This window comes from Paenibacillus allorhizoplanae (assembly GCF_927798215.1).
GTDB classification, from domain to species: Bacteria; Bacillota; Bacilli; order Paenibacillales; family NBRC-103111; genus Paenibacillus_E; species Paenibacillus_E allorhizoplanae.
On record NZ_CAKMMW010000001.1, the window covers coordinates 276,568 to 293,455 of the forward strand.

Here is a 16,888-nt window from a genome sequence, read left to right on the forward strand (position 1 = left end):
CGCTTTGCCAATTTCTCCTTGCCAGCAACAGACATTGCGCTGTTCATTTGGTTCTCTCCACATCCTTCATGTTTTCTGTCTAATTGAATCCGTTTTCATGATAAAAATATACCTTGATTATAATAAAAGCTCAAAGGGGGGTTTTTAAGTTTACACTAGGGTACTTTTAAGTTTTCTGACAAAAAACACCCCAACTCTCCTAGGCAAGGAAGAAGGGGTGCCACTTTATTCGTTATATTTTACACTTTTTTCTATATTCGGTTGGTGTACAGCCGTTCATCCTTTCGAATAGCTTACTGAAATGAGTTGTATCTGCATAACCGACCATCTGGCAAATTTCATATATTTTCAAGTCCGTCTCTTCTAACAACTCTTTCGCTTTCTTGATACGGATTCCCATCACATAGCTTAAGTAGGTATCCCCCGTCTTTTCCTTAAAAAGCTGGCTCAAATAATAGGGATTAATAAAAAATCTGGCAGATAAGTCCGCCAAGGTGATGTTGCTATTATAATGGACTGCTACGTACTCCTTGATATCGGAAATTACATCTTTTTTCTTCGGCGTACCGCGAATCAATTTATGCTCAATGATACGTTCAGTCGCTTGAATCAACCATAATTTTAAATCTTCCAATGTGTTAAAACGGGATATTTCATCCTGGGAAAGAATGTATTTGCCAAGGGAATCGTTCATCTGTAGTTGCATAAAAGACATTCGTCTCATACTGGATAATAGAATAATCAAGATTTGATGCTGAAGGTCGGCAAGACTCAACCTATTCTCCGCTTCGATGATCCGAAAGATCCGTTCAATGGCGGCGCTACTACCTTCGGTATCCATATCTTCAATGCATTTCTCCAATATGGCCATATCCTCTTCCGATACGATTATGCTGCTGTCGAAAATCCGCTCTGTTTCCTTGTATGGAATGACTGCATTAATGCCCTTAATCAACTTATAACGCAGCGCTTGTTGCGCCTCTTCGAACGAAGTGCTTAATCCGTTCGGCGCTGGGTAAGACCGACCGATCCCCACTGTTACCGAAATCCCCCCGAATTGATTAAACGCTTCTTGCAGTGTTTTCAGATCACGCAACAGATTGGATTCATTGATACTCTTCTCACTCACTATAATGACTGCAAACTGAGATCCTTCGTAACGAAATGCTTGCACCTGATCGTAGTGGCTTAAGTCTTCACTCAATCTGCCTAAGATACGTTCCTCTTGCAACTTGCCTGGTTCACTACCGAACTCCAATAATGCGCATACGCAATGATGACCTGAAACGGGTACATGCAGCAAATTCAATATTTGGCTCTCATGTGTTGCGGAGTTATATCCACTCATCAGAATATCTTTCAGCATTAAGTCATTCCCATGCCGTGCTTGCACATTCTCCATATGGATCTCAGCAATGACTTTGGTTACGCATTCTTCGAGTTCTTCTTCTTCAACAGGCTTGGTGATATAAAACTTTACCCCTAACTCGATCCCTCTTCTAGCATACTCAAATTCAGCATAACCACTTAAGATGATGAACTTGGCCTTACAGCCGGAAGTTGTCAGATTGCGAATCATCTCTAAACCGTCGGCTTGCGGCATTCGGATATCCGTTATAACGATATCCGGTTGCACCTCCTGAACAAGCTTAAAACCCTCGATCCCATTGTGCGCCGTTCCGACCACCTCACAAATGGGCAGATAGCGCCGTACAATGGTTTTCAATCCATCTACGATGCCTTTCTCGTCATCTATAATGACCAGCCTCATATAAACTCCCCCTTTGCGTCAAAGTCTCTCCTTCTTACTCACGTCTGGGTATACGAAATTCAACAACTGTTCCTTCGCCCCGCAAGGAATTCACCGTCATGTCATACCGATCTCCATATTGCAGCTTAATCCGCTCCGCAATATTTCTCAGGCCTATACTCATCCCCGAGGCTTCTATCAAGTCATCCAACTTCAGCTTGTTCGCTTCTGCCTCTGCCAGATTTTTGTTCAGTTCTTCGACTTGTGACGTATCCATACCCTCCCCGTCATCCGAAATTCGAATCCTGAGATCGTTATCATCTGTAATGGTTCCTTCAAGATAAATATTCATAACCTTGCTATAATCGTGAAAACCGTGGTTGATGCTATTCTCAACAATAGGCTGGAATATAAGTGGCAGAATGCGACATTGCAATACTTCTTCGCTCATTTGAACATGTAACTTGAATCGGTCGTCGAATCTAATATTTTGAAGCTTCAAATAGTTCATCGTATAATCGACTTCATTGCTGACCAAGTGAAGACCTGCTTCTTTCCCCAATGACAATCTGAACATACGAGCGAGAATCTTAATCATGCCAGCGATTTCATCTTGTTCCTTTACAAGCGCTTTCATTCTTATGGATTCGAGCGTGTTGTAGAGCATGTGCGGGTTGATTTGGTGCTGAAGCGCAAGAAACTTGGCATGCCTTTGCTTGATTTCTGCCAAATAAACTTCTTCAATAAGCGTCTTAATGGTGATAATCATCTTGTTATAGCTATGTATCAGACTACCGATTTCGTCATTAGAAATTTTCAGCTCAATCGGGTGGTATAGCCCTGCTTCCGCTTGCTTCATGCTTCTTCGAAGATTCATAATTGGTCTAGTAATATAAGAACTCATTGCAATCGAGATCACAATAATAAACAAAAAACTGATGGCAATGACCAGAATGGTCGATACTTTCATATTCCCGATTTTCAGCAGCAATTTATCACGAGGAATTTCCGTTCTAACGACTAGCTGATTAGATACCATACTGCCGGTCAGTACAATCATTTTCTCGTCTTTCTTTTCCATTGCAGGGTTGCTCTGACTAGCAGAGAGCTGTTTCCAGTTTGTCTTACCGCTGGTCAGGTCGGAGTGGTAAACCATTTCTCCCTTTTTGTTACTGACGATAACACGCATATCATAACGATCTCGAGCCACTATAAAATTCTCATTCAGCTTCAGCAAATGGGATGGGTCCATATCAATTAACAGGACGCCGGCGTAAGAACCGTTAGAGTTAAGCAACACTCTGCCGACCGTCAGAACCGCGCCTTCACCTTTATCCTCGTAATAGGACCGGTCGTGCAAAGGTGTGATGAACAACGTCTCCTCCGGATCCATACTCTTCTTATACCAATCCTGCTGTAGCAAAATACTTTCATTCACCACGCTGGAGGTATTGGAGTAATGATAGACATTATTCCCTTTCGTAATCAGCGTCATGTAACTAATTTCCGGCTTGAGTAATGCGATTCTCATTAAAATACGGTTGATCATATTATTATTAACAATCAATTCTGCCATCGGAAGCTTCTCTTCGCCTAAGCGAGACAGGATATCGTTGTCAATCAGAACCGTCTTAGTCACCCTGTCATACTCCTGAAGAAAGTCATTCATCGACGATTCAATCTGCGACGTATACAGCGCAGCAAACTCTTGCGAAGCTTCTTCCAAACTATTAGCTGATTGGTAATAAATGATTGTACTTACAATTAATAGCGGAATGATACAAACGAAGAGATAGCTGGCCAAAAACCTCTGATTCAACTTCATACTCGGCACAATGATATTCAGCCGTTTGATCCATTTCGTTAGGGCCATAGGTATTCCCCTTCGGTATGTTATGGTTGTTTCTCCAATAGTAACATACACGTTCTTGAAGCAACAATACAGGAAAAAGAATGCTACAACGTTGCTAAAAAGCCTTACGATAAATCGTAAGGCCAATCTAATTTCCAACATTCATTTGTAACTTAAGCATAAGTTGTATCATTTTCATTTCTCAAGTACCACAAAAAGTTCGGTAAGGACAGGCTGTTAGCTCAGCTGGATTGGCATAATCAACCTGTTTAGGGGAGTATGCGAAGGGGTTTGACAGAACACGAAGCAACCGCTCCATCACACGATAGTCTCCTTGATTGACCGCTGATGTTAGTGCTTCTTCTACCCGGTGATTACGTGGGATAATGGCTGGATTATGATTCCTCATGAGTTGATGCGAGTATGCTTTGGTTTCATGCTGCCTACTTAATCTAGCCTGCCATCGTTCATACCACTGCCTGAAATCAAATTTGTCATACATCAATGTATCCTCAGGTTTATCCAAAGTTAATGCACGAAACGTATTCGTGTAATCCGCTCGATATGTCTGCATGACATTCAGTAGTCCTTCAATCAGTGATTCATCCTCTGATTCCTCATGACATATCCCCAGTTTGGACCTCATACCCGCGTGCCAATTCGCGTGATACTGCTCAGAAAATTGTGCAATCGCATCCTCGATTAGTTTGGCACCCTGCTTTTCATCGTCATGCAGTAAGGGTAGGAGTGTTTCAGCAAATCTAGTGAGATTCCAAGCAGCCATTTCCGGCTGTTTACCAAAGGCATAGCGGCCCTCCGTGTCTCTGGTGCTGAATACCGTCGTTGGATCATAGGCATCCAAAAAGGCACAAGGACCATAATCAATGGTTTCTCCACTGATGGCTATGTTATCTGTGTTCATGACTCCGTGAACAAAACCAACGAGCTGCCATTTGGCAATTAGTTGCGCTTGGAGCTTAATCACCTCTTGAAGCAGCGCTAGATAGCGATTCTCAGCTCCATCGGCATCTGGGAAATGTCTGGCTAACGTATAATCAGCTAATACTCGGAGCTCTTCCACCGTGCCAAATTGCGAAGCATATTGAAAGGTTGCAAACCGAATATGACTGGCGGCGACACGGGTTAGAATTGCACCTGATTGTTCCGTTTCACGACGGAAAGTTTCACCTGTTGAAACAACCGCTAAACTTCGGGTAGTTGGAATACCTAGTGCACACATAGCTTCACTAATGATATACTCGCGCAGCATCGGTCCAAGTCCCGCTCTCCCATCCAAATAGCGGGAGTATGGCGTTTTACCTGATCCCTTCAGTTGAATATCAACTCGTTCTCCTTGGGGAGTCAACTGCTCACCAAGGAGATGAGCTCTCCCATCCCCTAGCCTGTTAAACTGTCCAAATTGATGCCCAGCATAAGCTTGCGCAATGGACAGCCCTCCATCAGGCATCTGGTTCCCTGCAAATATTGCTAAGCTGTCACTACTTCGCAACGCCCCCTCATCCAACCCCAAGGTTGCACCCAATGGAGCATTCAGTATAACTAACTTCGGAGAGCTCACAGGAGTTGGATTAATCTTGGTATAAAACAATTTAGGCAACCGCGAATAGCTGTTGTCGAAATTCCATCCCGCATCTTTCTTAGCTTGTTTCTCTGACATCATGTCTCCTTCTCCTGTTGCTTTACTGCTAGATTTACAAAGGGTAATGGCAGGCCGTCCAGTGTCCTTCCCTGATTGGCAATAAGGCAGGCTGCTCTTCTTTACACCTTGCGGTTGCCGCTGGGCAGCGCGTGTGGAATCTACAGCCAGAAGGCGGATTCGCAGGAGAAGGGATTTCCCCTTCGATCTCGATCCACGCTCTTTTTTGTGTAGGATCCGTCGAGGGTATAGAAGAAAGCAAACCCTTCGTATAGGGATGGGAAGGATGGAGAAACAGCTCCTCACTAAGTGCAATTTCAACCAATTTCCCCAAGTACATCACACCGATACGATCAGATAGATGGCGAACAATGTTTAAGCCATGGGCGATAAATAAATACGTTAATCCCAGCTTTTTCTGCAAATCCTGCATCAAATTTATGATTTGAGCCTGTACGGATACATCCAATGCAGATACGGCCTCATCCGCGAGGATAAACTTAGGATTGAGCGCGATGGCTCTAGCAATACCAATTCGCTGTCGTTGCCCTCCCGAGAATTCATGAGGGAACCGATCATACACGGAACGATTCAGCCCAACTAACTCCAATAAGTCTTCTACTTTGGCCCGCTTCTCAGTTTTGCTTAACGATTCATGGATATCAAAAGGTTCACCAATAATATCGCCAACCTTCCAACGCGGGTTCACAGAACCGTAAGGATCTTGGAAAATGACCTGCATGTCTCGGCGTGCGTCTTGCAGTCCTTTGCTCGAAAGTTTAGATAAATCTTCTCCTTCAAACAGAACCTCTCCCTCGGTTGCCTTCTCCAACTGTAGCAACACCCGGCCTAAGGTAGACTTGCCGCTGCCCGATTCACCAACTAAACCAAATGTCTCGCCCTTTTTAATTGAAAAGGAAACATCTTCAACCGCACGAATGTAGGACTTCGAACGACTGAATGTTCCTTTCCCTATGGGGTAAAATTTACTTAACCCTTTCACCTCGAAAAGCGTCTCATTCGTTAAAATTTGTTCCCCTGCGATAGCGGGAGATCCGTGATCTATGTTGGTATCTATGTTGGTATCTATGTTGGTATCTATGTTGGTATCTATGTTGGTATCTATGTTGGTATCTATCTTCGTTTCTACAATCGCTGCATGTTGCTGCCAATCTGCATGCTCAACTAATTCTTCCGCGTACCAACAGGCAGTCAGACGTTCATTCACGAACCGTAAGGGAGGGCTATCTTTCACGCAGCGTTCGGTCGCAAAAGGGCACCTTGGGTGAAAACGGCAACCCGATGGCAGATCCGATAGATGGGGAATCGTCCCTTCAATGGAGAACAATCGGGATGACCGATTGCTATCCATCGTCGTAATGGATCGAAGTAACCCTCTCGTATAAGGATGATGGGGCTTAGCGAACAATTGCCCGACACTTGCTTGCTCAACGATTTGTCCCGCGTACATCACGATGATTTTGTCTGCCATCTCTGCCGCAATCCCCAAATCATGAGTAATAAGAAGGATGGACATATTGAATTCTTCTTTAAGCTCCTGCAGCAGGTGAAGAATCTGCGCCTGAATCGTTACATCCAGCGCAGTTGTTGGTTCATCCGCAATAAGCAGTTGCGGACTACAGGTGAGCGCCATAGCAATCATTGCACGCTGCAGCATCCCGCCAGAAAGCTCGCCAGGATACTGGTTCATTCGGATTTCCGGTTCCGGGATGCCTACACGCTTTAATAAATACACTGCCCGTTCCCAGGCTTGTTCCCGATTCCCTTGTTTATGCTGAATAATCACTTCGGTAATTTGACTACCTATCGTAAAGACCGGATCGAATGCAGCCATGGGCTCTTGGAAGACCATAGCCATCTTTTTCCCACGTAATGCCCGAAGATCTTTCTGTGACAACGTCGTTAAATCTTCGCCATCGAGAACGATTTGACCACCGGAAATATGACCATTTTCGTAATCGATTAAGCGCATGACGGATTTTGAAGTAACCGATTTACCACTGCCGGATTCTCCGACTAGACAGATGGTTTCACCTACGCCTATTTTCAAAGAGACGTCTTGAATGGCCGTGAACGATCCCTTATTGGTTGTGAATTGTACACTTAATTTGTCAATTTCAAGCAGTTGCTTCAACTTGCGCCGCCTCCTAGCTATGCCCTTCTCTGCTTTGGATCTAGCGAGTCACGTAGTTTATCTCCGATTAAATTAACGGATATGACGAATAACGTGATCGCGAGGCCGGGAAATGTACATATCCACCAAGCCACTGTGAGGTAACCCCGTCCTTGTGAGAGGAGGGATCCCCAATCAGGAATCTCTTTGAGCACGCCTAATCCAAGGAAACTTAGACCTGCACCGACTAGAATGGATGCACCTAAACCGATCGTGGACATGACCAAGAGTGGCGACCAAGCATTCGTTAGGACATGGCGAAAAAATATACGCATGGAAGAAGCGCCTATCGATCGAGAGGCCGTAATGAATGAGCGATTCTTGATGCTCAGAATCTGACCTCGCATGACCCTTGCGTATTGCGGGATGGAAGCAGCTGCAACTGCAAAGATCAGATTAAATAAATGAGGACCAAGAGCAGCAGCTATGGCTAGTGCCAATAGAATACCTGGAATCGTCATAAGCACATCGATAATCCGCATGAAGATCGTGTCAATTACGCCGCCAATGTAGCCAGATAGTGCACCAATGCTTCCTCCAATGATGCCTCCTGCGAGTACAGAGGAGAAACCAATAATGAGAGAATCACGACTGCCATATACGACAAGACTGAACACATCTCTGCCAAAATAGTCCGTTCCAAACAAATGTGATTTACTTGGCGCATGCATAATTTGATCACCGAGCATCGCTGTAGGTGCATACGGAGCAATCCATTGCGGAAAAAGCGCGCAGCCAATAATAAACAAAGCCATAATCGCAGCTAGATAAACTAAAATTTCTGAAGCATTCCATGCTCTGGGTATCTTTGTGATTCGAAGATTCCACTTATGTTTGAGCCAAATCGTTCTCGCAGAAAGAACATCTTTCATCGTCATCTTTCTCCTCTCCACCATGCTTTCATATCCGAACTATTGTGTTCGGCGAACCCGTGGATCTATGAATACATAAGAAATATCAACTAACAAATTTACGATGACGTAAATGATTGCCGAGAAAAATACGACACCTTGCACAACAGGCAAGTCTTTGGACATAATGGCATCTGCGAGAATTCGGCCAATCCCTTGTCTGGAGAAGACGGTTTCGATCACAACGGTTCCTGCCATCAAATCTCCGATGTGAATGCCAATGATCGTGACCGCAGGAATTAAAGCATTGCGAAGTGCATGTCGATACATCACTAATCGTTCCGATAATCCTTTGGCTCGCAGGGTCACAATGAAGTGCTCATTGATGACTTCGAGCATCGAGTTTCGCACCATCCGAACGATAAATCCAGCTCCCACGAATCCGAGTGTAAGTGAAGGAAGGACAAGTGTGATGAATCCCTTTGAACCCATGGCCGGAAACCAGCCTAAAGATACGGAAAAAATAAGGATTAACAGAATGCCGGACCAGAATGTCGGCATGGATATACCGAACAACCCGACAATGCGAGCTAATACATCGATCCATCGATTGCGATGTACGGCTGAAAGAACACCGAGCCCTACACCGATAATCGTGGATATAAGCGTACTAGCTAAAGTGAGTGCCAACGTTGCTGGGAGATGTTTAAGAATTTTGGGCAACACTGGTTCACTGTTTAGTAAAGATTTACCGAAATCCCCATGGATCATGGCCATGAAATAATGTCCAAATTGCACATAGAAGGGTTCATTCAAGCCGAGTTGATGCCTTAAATTTGCAATTGCCTCCGGTGACATGGAGGAAGGATCAATCATGGAAAGCACAGGATCTCCCGGCAGCACATACAAAATACAGAAAACAAGGATTAAGGAACCAAGAATGACCAGCAATGAAACTAGTAGCCGCTCCGTTAATATCCTGCTCATACCAATTAGCTCCCTATAGCATTATTTTTGAATAAACGTATCATTAAAGAGCGGATAACCTAACGAGTCAAATTTCAACCCTTTCACGGTCTTCGATGCGGCTACCGTATAAGGGAACACATAAATAGGAATGATGACCGCATTATCGATAATGGATTTCTGGACTTGTTTATACAGGTCCGCTCTCTTTTTATCATCAGGTTCAATCGCGCCTTGTTCCAGCCACTTATCTACTTGTGGATCTGCAAGTCCTGGAAGCGTTGGTCGAGCTTTCGGATCGCTTGTATGATAGAAGGCATAGAGCGCATTGGGATCCGAGTTCACTTGACTGTTTCCATAGATGTCATAGTCACCTTTAGTATAAACAACATTGGCTGTATCCTTTGTAATTTCTACTTCAACCACAATACCTACTTGTTTTAACTGTTGCTGAATGATGACAGCAATATCATTGCGTTTCTCACGGTTAGGTGATCCATCTACGTAATGCAGAGTAAGCTTCTTGCCATCTTTTACACGAATGCCATCTGTTCCCTTGAGCCAACCGAGTTCATCCAATAATTTGTTCGCTTTCGCAAGATCCGGCTTAACCCCATTTTCTAGGGAAGCATCATAACCGAACACACCAGGAGATAATGGTGACCAAGCACGTGGATATGTCCCCAGATAAAGTGTTTTGACAATTGCATCCACATCAATCGCTGCTTGAAGCGCTTGTCTGGCCTTCACCTCACCCCAAGGCGCTTTTCGTTGATTAATAAATAACGTATAAGGCAATCCATTGGTATTAACTTGGTGAACTTGGATACTGGAATCCGTCTTTAACGAAACAATATTTTGCGGGGGAATCGTCTCACCAGCAAGAACTTGCTTACTTTGAACACTGCCGATCCGAGTCGCTTCTTCCGGAACAATACTAAAGGTGATTTGATCCAAGTATGACTTCCCTTTGTTTTCCACAATCTCCGGCGCCCAGTTGTAATCAGGACCACGCTTAACTTGAATGGAAGCATTCTCTTCCCATTTCACAAATGAGAATGGACCTGAACCAACTGGATTTTTACCAAATTGATCCCCGTATTTCTTCGCCGCTGTTGGTGAAACAATACCAAGTAACGCTTGACTCAGGTTACCTAGAAATGCTCTGGAAGGTGTTTCGAGATTGATTTTTATCGTGAACTCATCGATGACTTCTGAAGATTTATAGGGTTTAAGTAAAGCCACTGAGTTGGCCGCTTTCGTTGCTGGATCAAGAATCCGATCATAATTGTATTTCACAGCCTCGGCATTCAATGGCGTCCCATCATGAAACTTAACGTCTTTCCTTAATTTGAACGTGTAACTAAGACCGTCAGGAGAAACCGTCCATTCGGTTGCCAGCCACGGTTTAATCGAACCATCCGGTAATTGAACAACCAAACTATCATAAATGGTGCGAAGTACCCTTACTGCTACGGCAAGGCCACTGCGATGCGGATCTAGAGAATCAGGGGAAGTTGCCAGCGCATAAGTAAGCTCTCCGCCAACCACCGCTGTTTGTTTGCCCTCTTGCTTAGGACTCACTGATTGTGAGGCATCCGAACTTCCTTTTTCTGCTGAACCACACCCCGTTAATACAAGTGCAATGGCTAACGACAGCGCACTAAACTTAATCCAACCTTTTGATCTATTCATATTCTACTCTCCCCCTTAATTTATCTATCAGATTAGTTACTTACAGTCTCTTTCACATAGCGATTTGCTGGAAAAGGAAGACCCAAATTTCCTCTGAGCGTATCCGACTCATAGTCCGTTCGATAAATGCCACGTTCCTGTAGAATAGGAATGACCAGATCTACAAAATCGCTCAAACCATTCGGAACGCCCGATCCAACAATAAATCCGTCTGCTGCGCCGCTCTCGTACCATTCTTGTATGCGATCTGCTACTTGTATCGGAGTACCAATAAAAAGTGGTCTTGGAGTTGCGGATTGCAAGGCAACTTGTCGAAGGGTTAACCCTTGTTCTTGCGCATTTTGTTTGATGCGATCCGTCGTACTTTGGAAGCTGTTTTTACCCAACTCGCCCAAGTCTGGGAAAGGAGCATCCAGATCATATTGCGTGAAATCGTGATGTTCAAAGAAACGACCTAGATACGCAAGTGCTTCTCCGATCGTCACCAAGTTGGCGACTTCCTGGTATTTACGCTCTGCCTCTTCTTCTGTAACGCCAATGATCGGACCAATACCTGGCATAACGACAATTTCATCGGGATTTCTACCGAAGTTAGCTGCTCTGCCTTTTACATCTTCATAAAAGCGTTTCGCATCCTCCACTGTCGGTTGACCTGTAAAGATCGCATCAGCTTCTTTAGCAGCTAAATTTTTCCCATCCTCCGATGATCCTGCTTGGAAAATAACCGGTCTGCCTTGCTTCGATCTACCGATATTAAGAGGTCCCTGTACGGAGAAAAATTCGCCCTTATGATCCAAACGGTGGAGTTTATCCGGATCGAAGAATACTCCCGATTGTTTATCCCTTGTAAAAGCATCATCCTCCCATGAATCCCATAATCCTTTGGATACCTGTAGATATTCAGATGCAATTCGATAGCGCTTAGGATGATCCGGATGTTCCTCCAGCTTCTTATTGTAGTTTAGTGCTGAGCCCTCCAGTGGGGAAGTGACCACATTCCAACCTGCTCTGCCATCGCTGATATGATCAAGTGAGGAGAATTGTCTCGACACTGTGAAGGGTTCACTGTAAGACGTAGATAGCGTACCTACCAGACCGATCTTAGAAGTTACGGAAGCAAGTGCGGAAAGAATAGTAATCGGCTCAAACCGATTCAAGAAATGGGGAATCGACTTCTCATTGATGAACAATCCGTCAGCGATAAACAGTAAATCAAATTTGCCAGCTTCCGCTTTCTGTGCTTGTTCTTTGTAATACTTGAAATTCACACTGGCATCCACAATCGCATCCGGATGTTTCCATGATGACATATTGCCACCAACTCCATGAATGATAGCCCCAAGTTTTAGTTGTTTTTGTTTCGGCATCCTAATTCCTCCCTTTTTCAATTAACAATAATTCCTATTGGTTTAATTGGGTTTAAGCTTTGTACTTACTGTATCACCGCCAAATGGGACGGTCAATCTTAGATAAAGATGTTCTATTGATGAATAGAATTGTTCTATGTAGCGGTTATTTTCCAATCAAATTCTTTCAATATGTCCAGAAATAAGTGGGAAACATCGAGGCTTGATTCTTTCAATGTAATGAGAATTGTACGCAAAGAGAGACCTCCTAACGCCTGAATATCAATAGGTACAAGCAGTCCTTCTTTCACTTCTTGACGTACACACAGTTCCGGCAGAAAAGAAATCCCCAAGCCTTTGGCCACAAGCTTCTTGGCTGTTTCCAGGTTATCGATTTGGTACTCAATTTGTGGAGGATGATCCAGTGTTGCAAAAAGCCGATGGATCTTCACCCAATCGAGTGATCCACACTCAAAGAACACCAGCGATTCGCGACCTACATCATTAATCGTCAAAGGTTTCTTTTTCACAAAAGGATGGCTAGGATGAACGAAAAGACGGATAGGATCCTCGTAAAAACCCAGAATGTCTACATGGGGATGAGTCACATTTCGAACAAAACCGATATCGATTTCTTTATTGAGAAGCATCTCCAGAATAGCCTCTGTTGGTGCTGTCGTTACTTTAATCTGAAGATGAACATGTTTGTTTTTTATCCATGGAAGAATTTCGGGGATGATATAATTGGAAACAGAAACGGTACAACCGACTCTGAGTTCATTGTAATCCTTATTGACATGTTGGAGCAGTTGCTTCCCCTTCTTATAGGATTGGAGGATTTGCCCCGCAAAGGGAAGAAACTGCTTTCCTTTATCTGTCAGTGTGAAGTTTCTACCTTCTCTCTCGAAGAGTAACGTGTTTAAATCACGTTCCAATGATTGAATTCGGGCTGTTACGGAAGGCTGCGATAAGAACAACGCATCCGCTGCCTTGTTGAAACTGTTATAATGAATGACATAGACGAATGCTTCGATATTTTCAATATTCATTTAAGCATGACTTCCTCTCCGACTTACCTATCATCAAGAACTACGAGAGTACGTTGTATGTAAAGCATCATCCTGATTTTGTAGATAGGTAGATACACCCTCGAACGCTTCCTGTGCATCGATTCCTTCAAGTTGAAGAGCAATGGTCGATTGTTTACGAAGTGACATACTCCAAGATACGATGCCTAGTAAGCCTTTCGCATTCACCTTTTCTCCGTGCGAACCTAAATAAATCTGACTCGTATATTGATTAGCCATGGTCACAAAATTCAACACGCGATCCAGAGTCCAAGGTTGATCCAACGTAAATGTCCAATCTATTTTCATAAGAACTCCTCCTCTAAGCTATTATCGAAAAAAAGAGACACAAACATCCTAATAAGGATGAAGCATCTCCAGTTATCTGGTTGATTCCGATAATTCCGATTAATTTACTTGTATTTAAATTATAGTAAGTCAGACAACCTTTTGTCAACGATCATTTTCGTGAATTTCCATTTTTTCTTAAATGTAAATGACCCTCATCCAAGCATCTTCTGGTCCGTACGCTTCGTATTGACCACCTTCCTCTTCCATGCAGCTCCAAGAAGAGTTAAACCTGTCAGGAGGAATACGAATTGAATGCTCAGCCAGCTCCCCATGAACCCACCTAGTAAGGGGCCAACGACAATGCCGAATTGACTGGATGATTGGTTCAAGCTCACGGCTCTACCGCGGAAATCAGCTTCTGTATATTTGACGATAAGCGCATTCAGCGCTGGAAAAACAGCAGCAAAAAACAAACCATAACTAAAACGAAGAATGCCAAAGCCAATAAGATGATGAACGCCGAGCTGCAGCAGATTGCCAATACCACCGCCTAGCAACCCAATAAACAATACCTTCTCATAACCGATTCGCCCGCCGATAATTCCCCACCGAGGACCCATAATGACCGTGGCTACGCCCACTGCTGAGAATACAATCCCCGAGCTTAGGGTAGCTTTGTCTACACTTCCGCCGATTTGCACGACATAGAGTGTCAGCAGCGGCTCCATAATCATTACTGAAGTAGAGACGAGTAAAGTTAACCCAAATATCCCCATTAGTTTGGAGTTATGCGCCGCATGTTTAAGATCCTTGAAGACACTTATACGAGCTTCATCTTGTCGCTTATGAACTTCTTTCACACCCACAAGCACGATAAGAGCAGAAATTAGCGTAATTAGGCCCGAGGCAACGAAGCACACTCGCAGTCCCATCCAATGACTCAGTACACCTCCAACAAGAGGTCCAATAATTCCTCCAGCTGCCGTTGATGTTGAAATTACACCCAGTGCGTATCCGACGTGCTTCTCCGGTGTATTCGTGCCAACCAAAGCAATGGAAGCAGGGCCAAAGCCTGCCATTAGTCCTTGAAATATCCGAACAAGAATGAAACTGAACAAATCATACACAAAATAATTGGCGAAATGAGCCAAGGCTAAGCCAATACCTGAACGAATTAACATGGGTTTCTTCCCAAACTTATCGGCTAGCGCCCCCCAAAAGGGCGCACATAACCCACTTATCAGAAAACTAATGGAAATGGAAATACCTGACCACATTTCAAGCCTATGCTGAATACCTAGATCATTTTGCAAGAAAATTGGAAAGAACGGTACAGATAGGGTATATGCGATATGGCTAATAAATAAACCCAGCCATAATATATGCAGATTGCGTTTCCAATAGTGTTCCATTTGTCACTCCTTTTGTAACCTCCAAGCATGAAAAGAACCTCACAGGCGATGCTGTAAGGCGCATAACGGGGCTATGGTTCTCTAACTAGCCTAGAATGGAGCGGATGATTTGGATGATAGCTGTCTTTTCCAGCTCACGCGCTTGTGGGCGCTGTTCCTTTAAATAATCAAATAACGCTTTCCTTACGTCTTCATCGACCTCGGAAAGTGCTTTGCCTTCGCCCTCCCATTCGGGGTGGGATGCCCAAAACTCATCGATCCAATCTCGGTTTAAATACGTAACCTGGTCGGGGCGTTCTGAGAAAAATCCTAATTCCTCGCCCGCTCCATTGAAGAATACATAAGTTGGAATATGATTGCGCCCATCTGCGTGCAGGTAAGCGGCAGCAATATCTTGATTGTCTGGGTCTCTTGGTAAAATATGCAGTTTTAATTTACCCGTGACCTGTTCAATTTTTCCGAATAAGGGTAAATTCGCAATCACATCCCCACACCAGTCATGCGCAAGTACTAGTACATCTATGTGCTCGGTAAGCCCATCAAAATAAGTCAGTTCCTGCTCGGTCAATTCATAACGTTCGAAATTCTCATGCAACCTCTCCACATTTACTTTGGCGCCGCTAACAAATTGCTCATACGTTACGGCTTCTTGAAAGGCTTTCGCCCTTCTCTCCTTCGAAATCCCTTCTGCTTTCTGAATGCTCATCGTGACATCCCTCCAGAAATGGTTTTCATATCGTTAAGCCCACTGGTGAATGGTTCCATACTGTACTTGGAATCTCTCGTCGCAAAACGGGTGCAACCTCGGTGGCAAATCGCTCAATCTGTTCGCGCTGCTCCGTTTCGGTCAAGCCATCTACACTGATACTGACAACTTGGTGACCATAAGCATCATAATAGTTCAGGATCTTCTCGATCAATTGATCTGGACTTCCAATTAAAACAGGCCCATTCCTTACATTGTCCTCAAGGTCTTTGAAAGGTGAATTGTTGACCTGTGATGCCGCTGTTGCATGGAAAGCATCGTAATAAGGACGAAAGCGCCCAATAGCTTCTTCTGTGGTATTAGCCAAATACAAGCTTCCAAATCCTGAGCCTACAACAGCCTGTTGCGGATCATGGCCATAATAAGCCAATCGTTCACGATAGTGATCGATTAACGCTTTGTATTTGGCTTGTGGATGGAACGTATTCGAAGAGAAAATCGGTTCACCATATTTCGCAGCCAACTCCGTTGACAATGTACTTGATGCGCTGCCATGCCATACAGGAATAGCAGACTGAAAGGGTCTCGGCTGTGTCGTCACATTATCCAATGGTGAACGGTACTTGCCCTGCCAAGTGACGTTCTCTTCCTTCCACAAACGTTTCAGGAGTGCATATCTCTCCGCAAGGGATTCCCACTGTTCCTCTTCCGTAATGCCAAAAAGCGGATAGTGGCGAGGGTCATTGCCTTTGCCAATAATCATCTCAATTCTTCCGCCTGAGAGATGATCGAGTGTGGCATAATCCTCAGCAACACGGATCGGATCAAGCACACTTAGTACAGTAACCGTTGTTAACAATCGTATACGGGAGGTTCTAGCAGCAATTGCGGTTAGAACGACGGGTGGCGAAGATGAGATAAAAGGTGCACCATGCCGCTCCCCCACACCATAAGCATCAAAGCCCAGTTCTTCAGCAAGGACGGCCTGTTTCAGTACGTTCTCGAATTTCTGATTAGTTGTCAGGGTTTCTCCGCTTACAGCATTCGGTATATTCATCATTAAGCTAAATAAGGCAAACTTCAAGGTCTACATTCTCCTCT

13 protein-coding genes are annotated in these 16,888 nt (G+C 44.1%); all 13 read right to left on the minus strand.

The genetic code is table 11. The features are described from left to right. Positions 1-232 precede the first annotated feature (232 nt). Entirely contained in the window at positions 233-1,771 is a 1,539-nt protein-coding gene (locus tag L6I86_RS00970) for a response regulator transcription factor (RefSeq protein ID WP_236284046.1), read from the minus strand. Positions 1,772-1,805: 34 nt separating this feature from the next. Continuing rightward, the gene (locus L6I86_RS00975; protein ID WP_236284047.1) at positions 1,806-3,623 is read right to left on the minus strand and encodes a cache domain-containing sensor histidine kinase; all 1,818 of its coding nucleotides are present in this window, start codon (positions 3,621-3,623) and stop codon (positions 1,806-1,808) included. Positions 3,624-3,804: 181 nt separating this feature from the next. After that, positions 3,805-5,280 (minus strand): protein adenylyltransferase SelO, encoded by a 1,476-nt coding sequence (locus L6I86_RS00980; RefSeq protein ID WP_236284048.1) that lies wholly within the window; start codon positions 5,278-5,280, stop codon positions 3,805-3,807. Positions 5,281-5,314: 34 nt separating this feature from the next. Next, entirely contained in the window at positions 5,315-7,414 is a 2,100-nt protein-coding gene (locus L6I86_RS00985; RefSeq protein ID WP_236284049.1) for an ABC transporter ATP-binding protein, read from the minus strand. Positions 7,415-7,431: 17 nt separating this feature from the next. Further along, positions 7,432-8,325 carry an ABC transporter permease gene (locus L6I86_RS00990; RefSeq protein ID WP_236284050.1) on the minus strand — a complete coding sequence of 298 codons (894 nt, stop codon included), beginning with the start codon at positions 8,323-8,325 and terminating at the stop codon, positions 7,432-7,434. Between the two features lie 39 nt (positions 8,326-8,364). Further along, positions 8,365-9,291, minus strand: coding sequence for an ABC transporter permease (locus L6I86_RS00995; RefSeq protein ID WP_171631346.1), 927 nt, complete (start codon positions 9,289-9,291; stop codon positions 8,365-8,367). A 21-nt stretch (positions 9,292-9,312) separates the two neighbouring features. Then, complete coding sequence (locus L6I86_RS01000) at positions 9,313-10,965, minus strand: ABC transporter substrate-binding protein (RefSeq protein ID WP_236284051.1); 1,653 nt, start codon at positions 10,963-10,965, stop codon at positions 9,313-9,315. A 32-nt stretch (positions 10,966-10,997) separates the two neighbouring features. Then, complete coding sequence (locus L6I86_RS01005) at positions 10,998-12,332, minus strand: LLM class flavin-dependent oxidoreductase (RefSeq protein WP_236284052.1); 1,335 nt, start codon at positions 12,330-12,332, stop codon at positions 10,998-11,000. Between the two features lie 134 nt (positions 12,333-12,466). Beyond that, a complete protein-coding gene (locus L6I86_RS01010; RefSeq protein ID WP_236284053.1) occupies positions 12,467-13,360 on the minus strand; it encodes a LysR family transcriptional regulator in 894 nt (297 codons plus the stop codon). A 33-nt stretch (positions 13,361-13,393) separates the two neighbouring features. Further along, positions 13,394-13,687 carry an HPr family phosphocarrier protein gene (locus tag L6I86_RS01015; protein WP_236284054.1) on the minus strand — a complete coding sequence of 98 codons (294 nt, stop codon included), beginning with the start codon at positions 13,685-13,687 and terminating at the stop codon, positions 13,394-13,396. Between the two features lie 194 nt (positions 13,688-13,881). Next, the gene (locus L6I86_RS01020; RefSeq protein ID WP_236284055.1) at positions 13,882-15,081 is read right to left on the minus strand and encodes an MFS transporter; all 1,200 of its coding nucleotides are present in this window, start codon (positions 15,079-15,081) and stop codon (positions 13,882-13,884) included. Between the two features lie 85 nt (positions 15,082-15,166). Beyond that, positions 15,167-15,787: a thioredoxin family protein gene (locus tag L6I86_RS01025; RefSeq protein WP_236284056.1), complete on the minus strand. Its 621-nt coding sequence runs from the start codon at positions 15,785-15,787 to the stop codon at positions 15,167-15,169. A gap of 25 nt (positions 15,788-15,812) precedes the next feature. Further along, complete coding sequence (locus L6I86_RS01030) at positions 15,813-16,871, minus strand: LLM class flavin-dependent oxidoreductase (RefSeq protein ID WP_236284057.1); 1,059 nt, start codon at positions 16,869-16,871, stop codon at positions 15,813-15,815. Positions 16,872-16,888 lie beyond the last annotated feature (17 nt).

What these genes read in the sequence shown, in the direction of transcription:
- L6I86_RS00970 (WP_236284046.1), bottom strand. Translation starts at nt 1,771, where the DNA reads ATGAGGCTGGTCATTATAGATGACGAGAAAGGCATCGTAGATGGATTG.
- L6I86_RS00975 (WP_236284047.1), bottom strand. Translation starts at nt 3,623, where the DNA reads ATGGCCCTAACGAAATGGATCAAACGGCTGAATATCATTGTGCCGAGT.
- L6I86_RS00980 (WP_236284048.1), bottom strand. Translation starts at nt 5,280, where the DNA reads ATGTCAGAGAAACAAGCTAAGAAAGATGCGGGATGGAATTTCGACAAC.
- L6I86_RS00990 (WP_236284050.1), bottom strand. Translation starts at nt 8,325, where the DNA reads ATGAAAGATGTTCTTTCTGCGAGAACGATTTGGCTCAAACATAAGTGG.
- L6I86_RS00995 (WP_171631346.1), bottom strand. Translation starts at nt 9,291, where the DNA reads ATGAGCAGGATATTAACGGAGCGGCTACTAGTTTCATTGCTGGTCATT.
- L6I86_RS01000 (WP_236284051.1), bottom strand. Translation starts at nt 10,965, where the DNA reads ATGAATAGATCAAAAGGTTGGATTAAGTTTAGTGCGCTGTCGTTAGCC.
- L6I86_RS01005 (WP_236284052.1), bottom strand. Translation starts at nt 12,332, where the DNA reads ATGCCGAAACAAAAACAACTAAAACTTGGGGCTATCATTCATGGAGTT.
- L6I86_RS01010 (WP_236284053.1), bottom strand. Translation starts at nt 13,360, where the DNA reads ATGAATATTGAAAATATCGAAGCATTCGTCTATGTCATTCATTATAAC.
- L6I86_RS01015 (WP_236284054.1), bottom strand. Translation starts at nt 13,687, where the DNA reads ATGAAAATAGATTGGACATTTACGTTGGATCAACCTTGGACTCTGGAT.
- L6I86_RS01020 (WP_236284055.1), bottom strand. Translation starts at nt 15,081, where the DNA reads ATGGAACACTATTGGAAACGCAATCTGCATATATTATGGCTGGGTTTA.
- L6I86_RS01025 (WP_236284056.1), bottom strand. Translation starts at nt 15,787, where the DNA reads ATGAGCATTCAGAAAGCAGAAGGGATTTCGAAGGAGAGAAGGGCGAAA.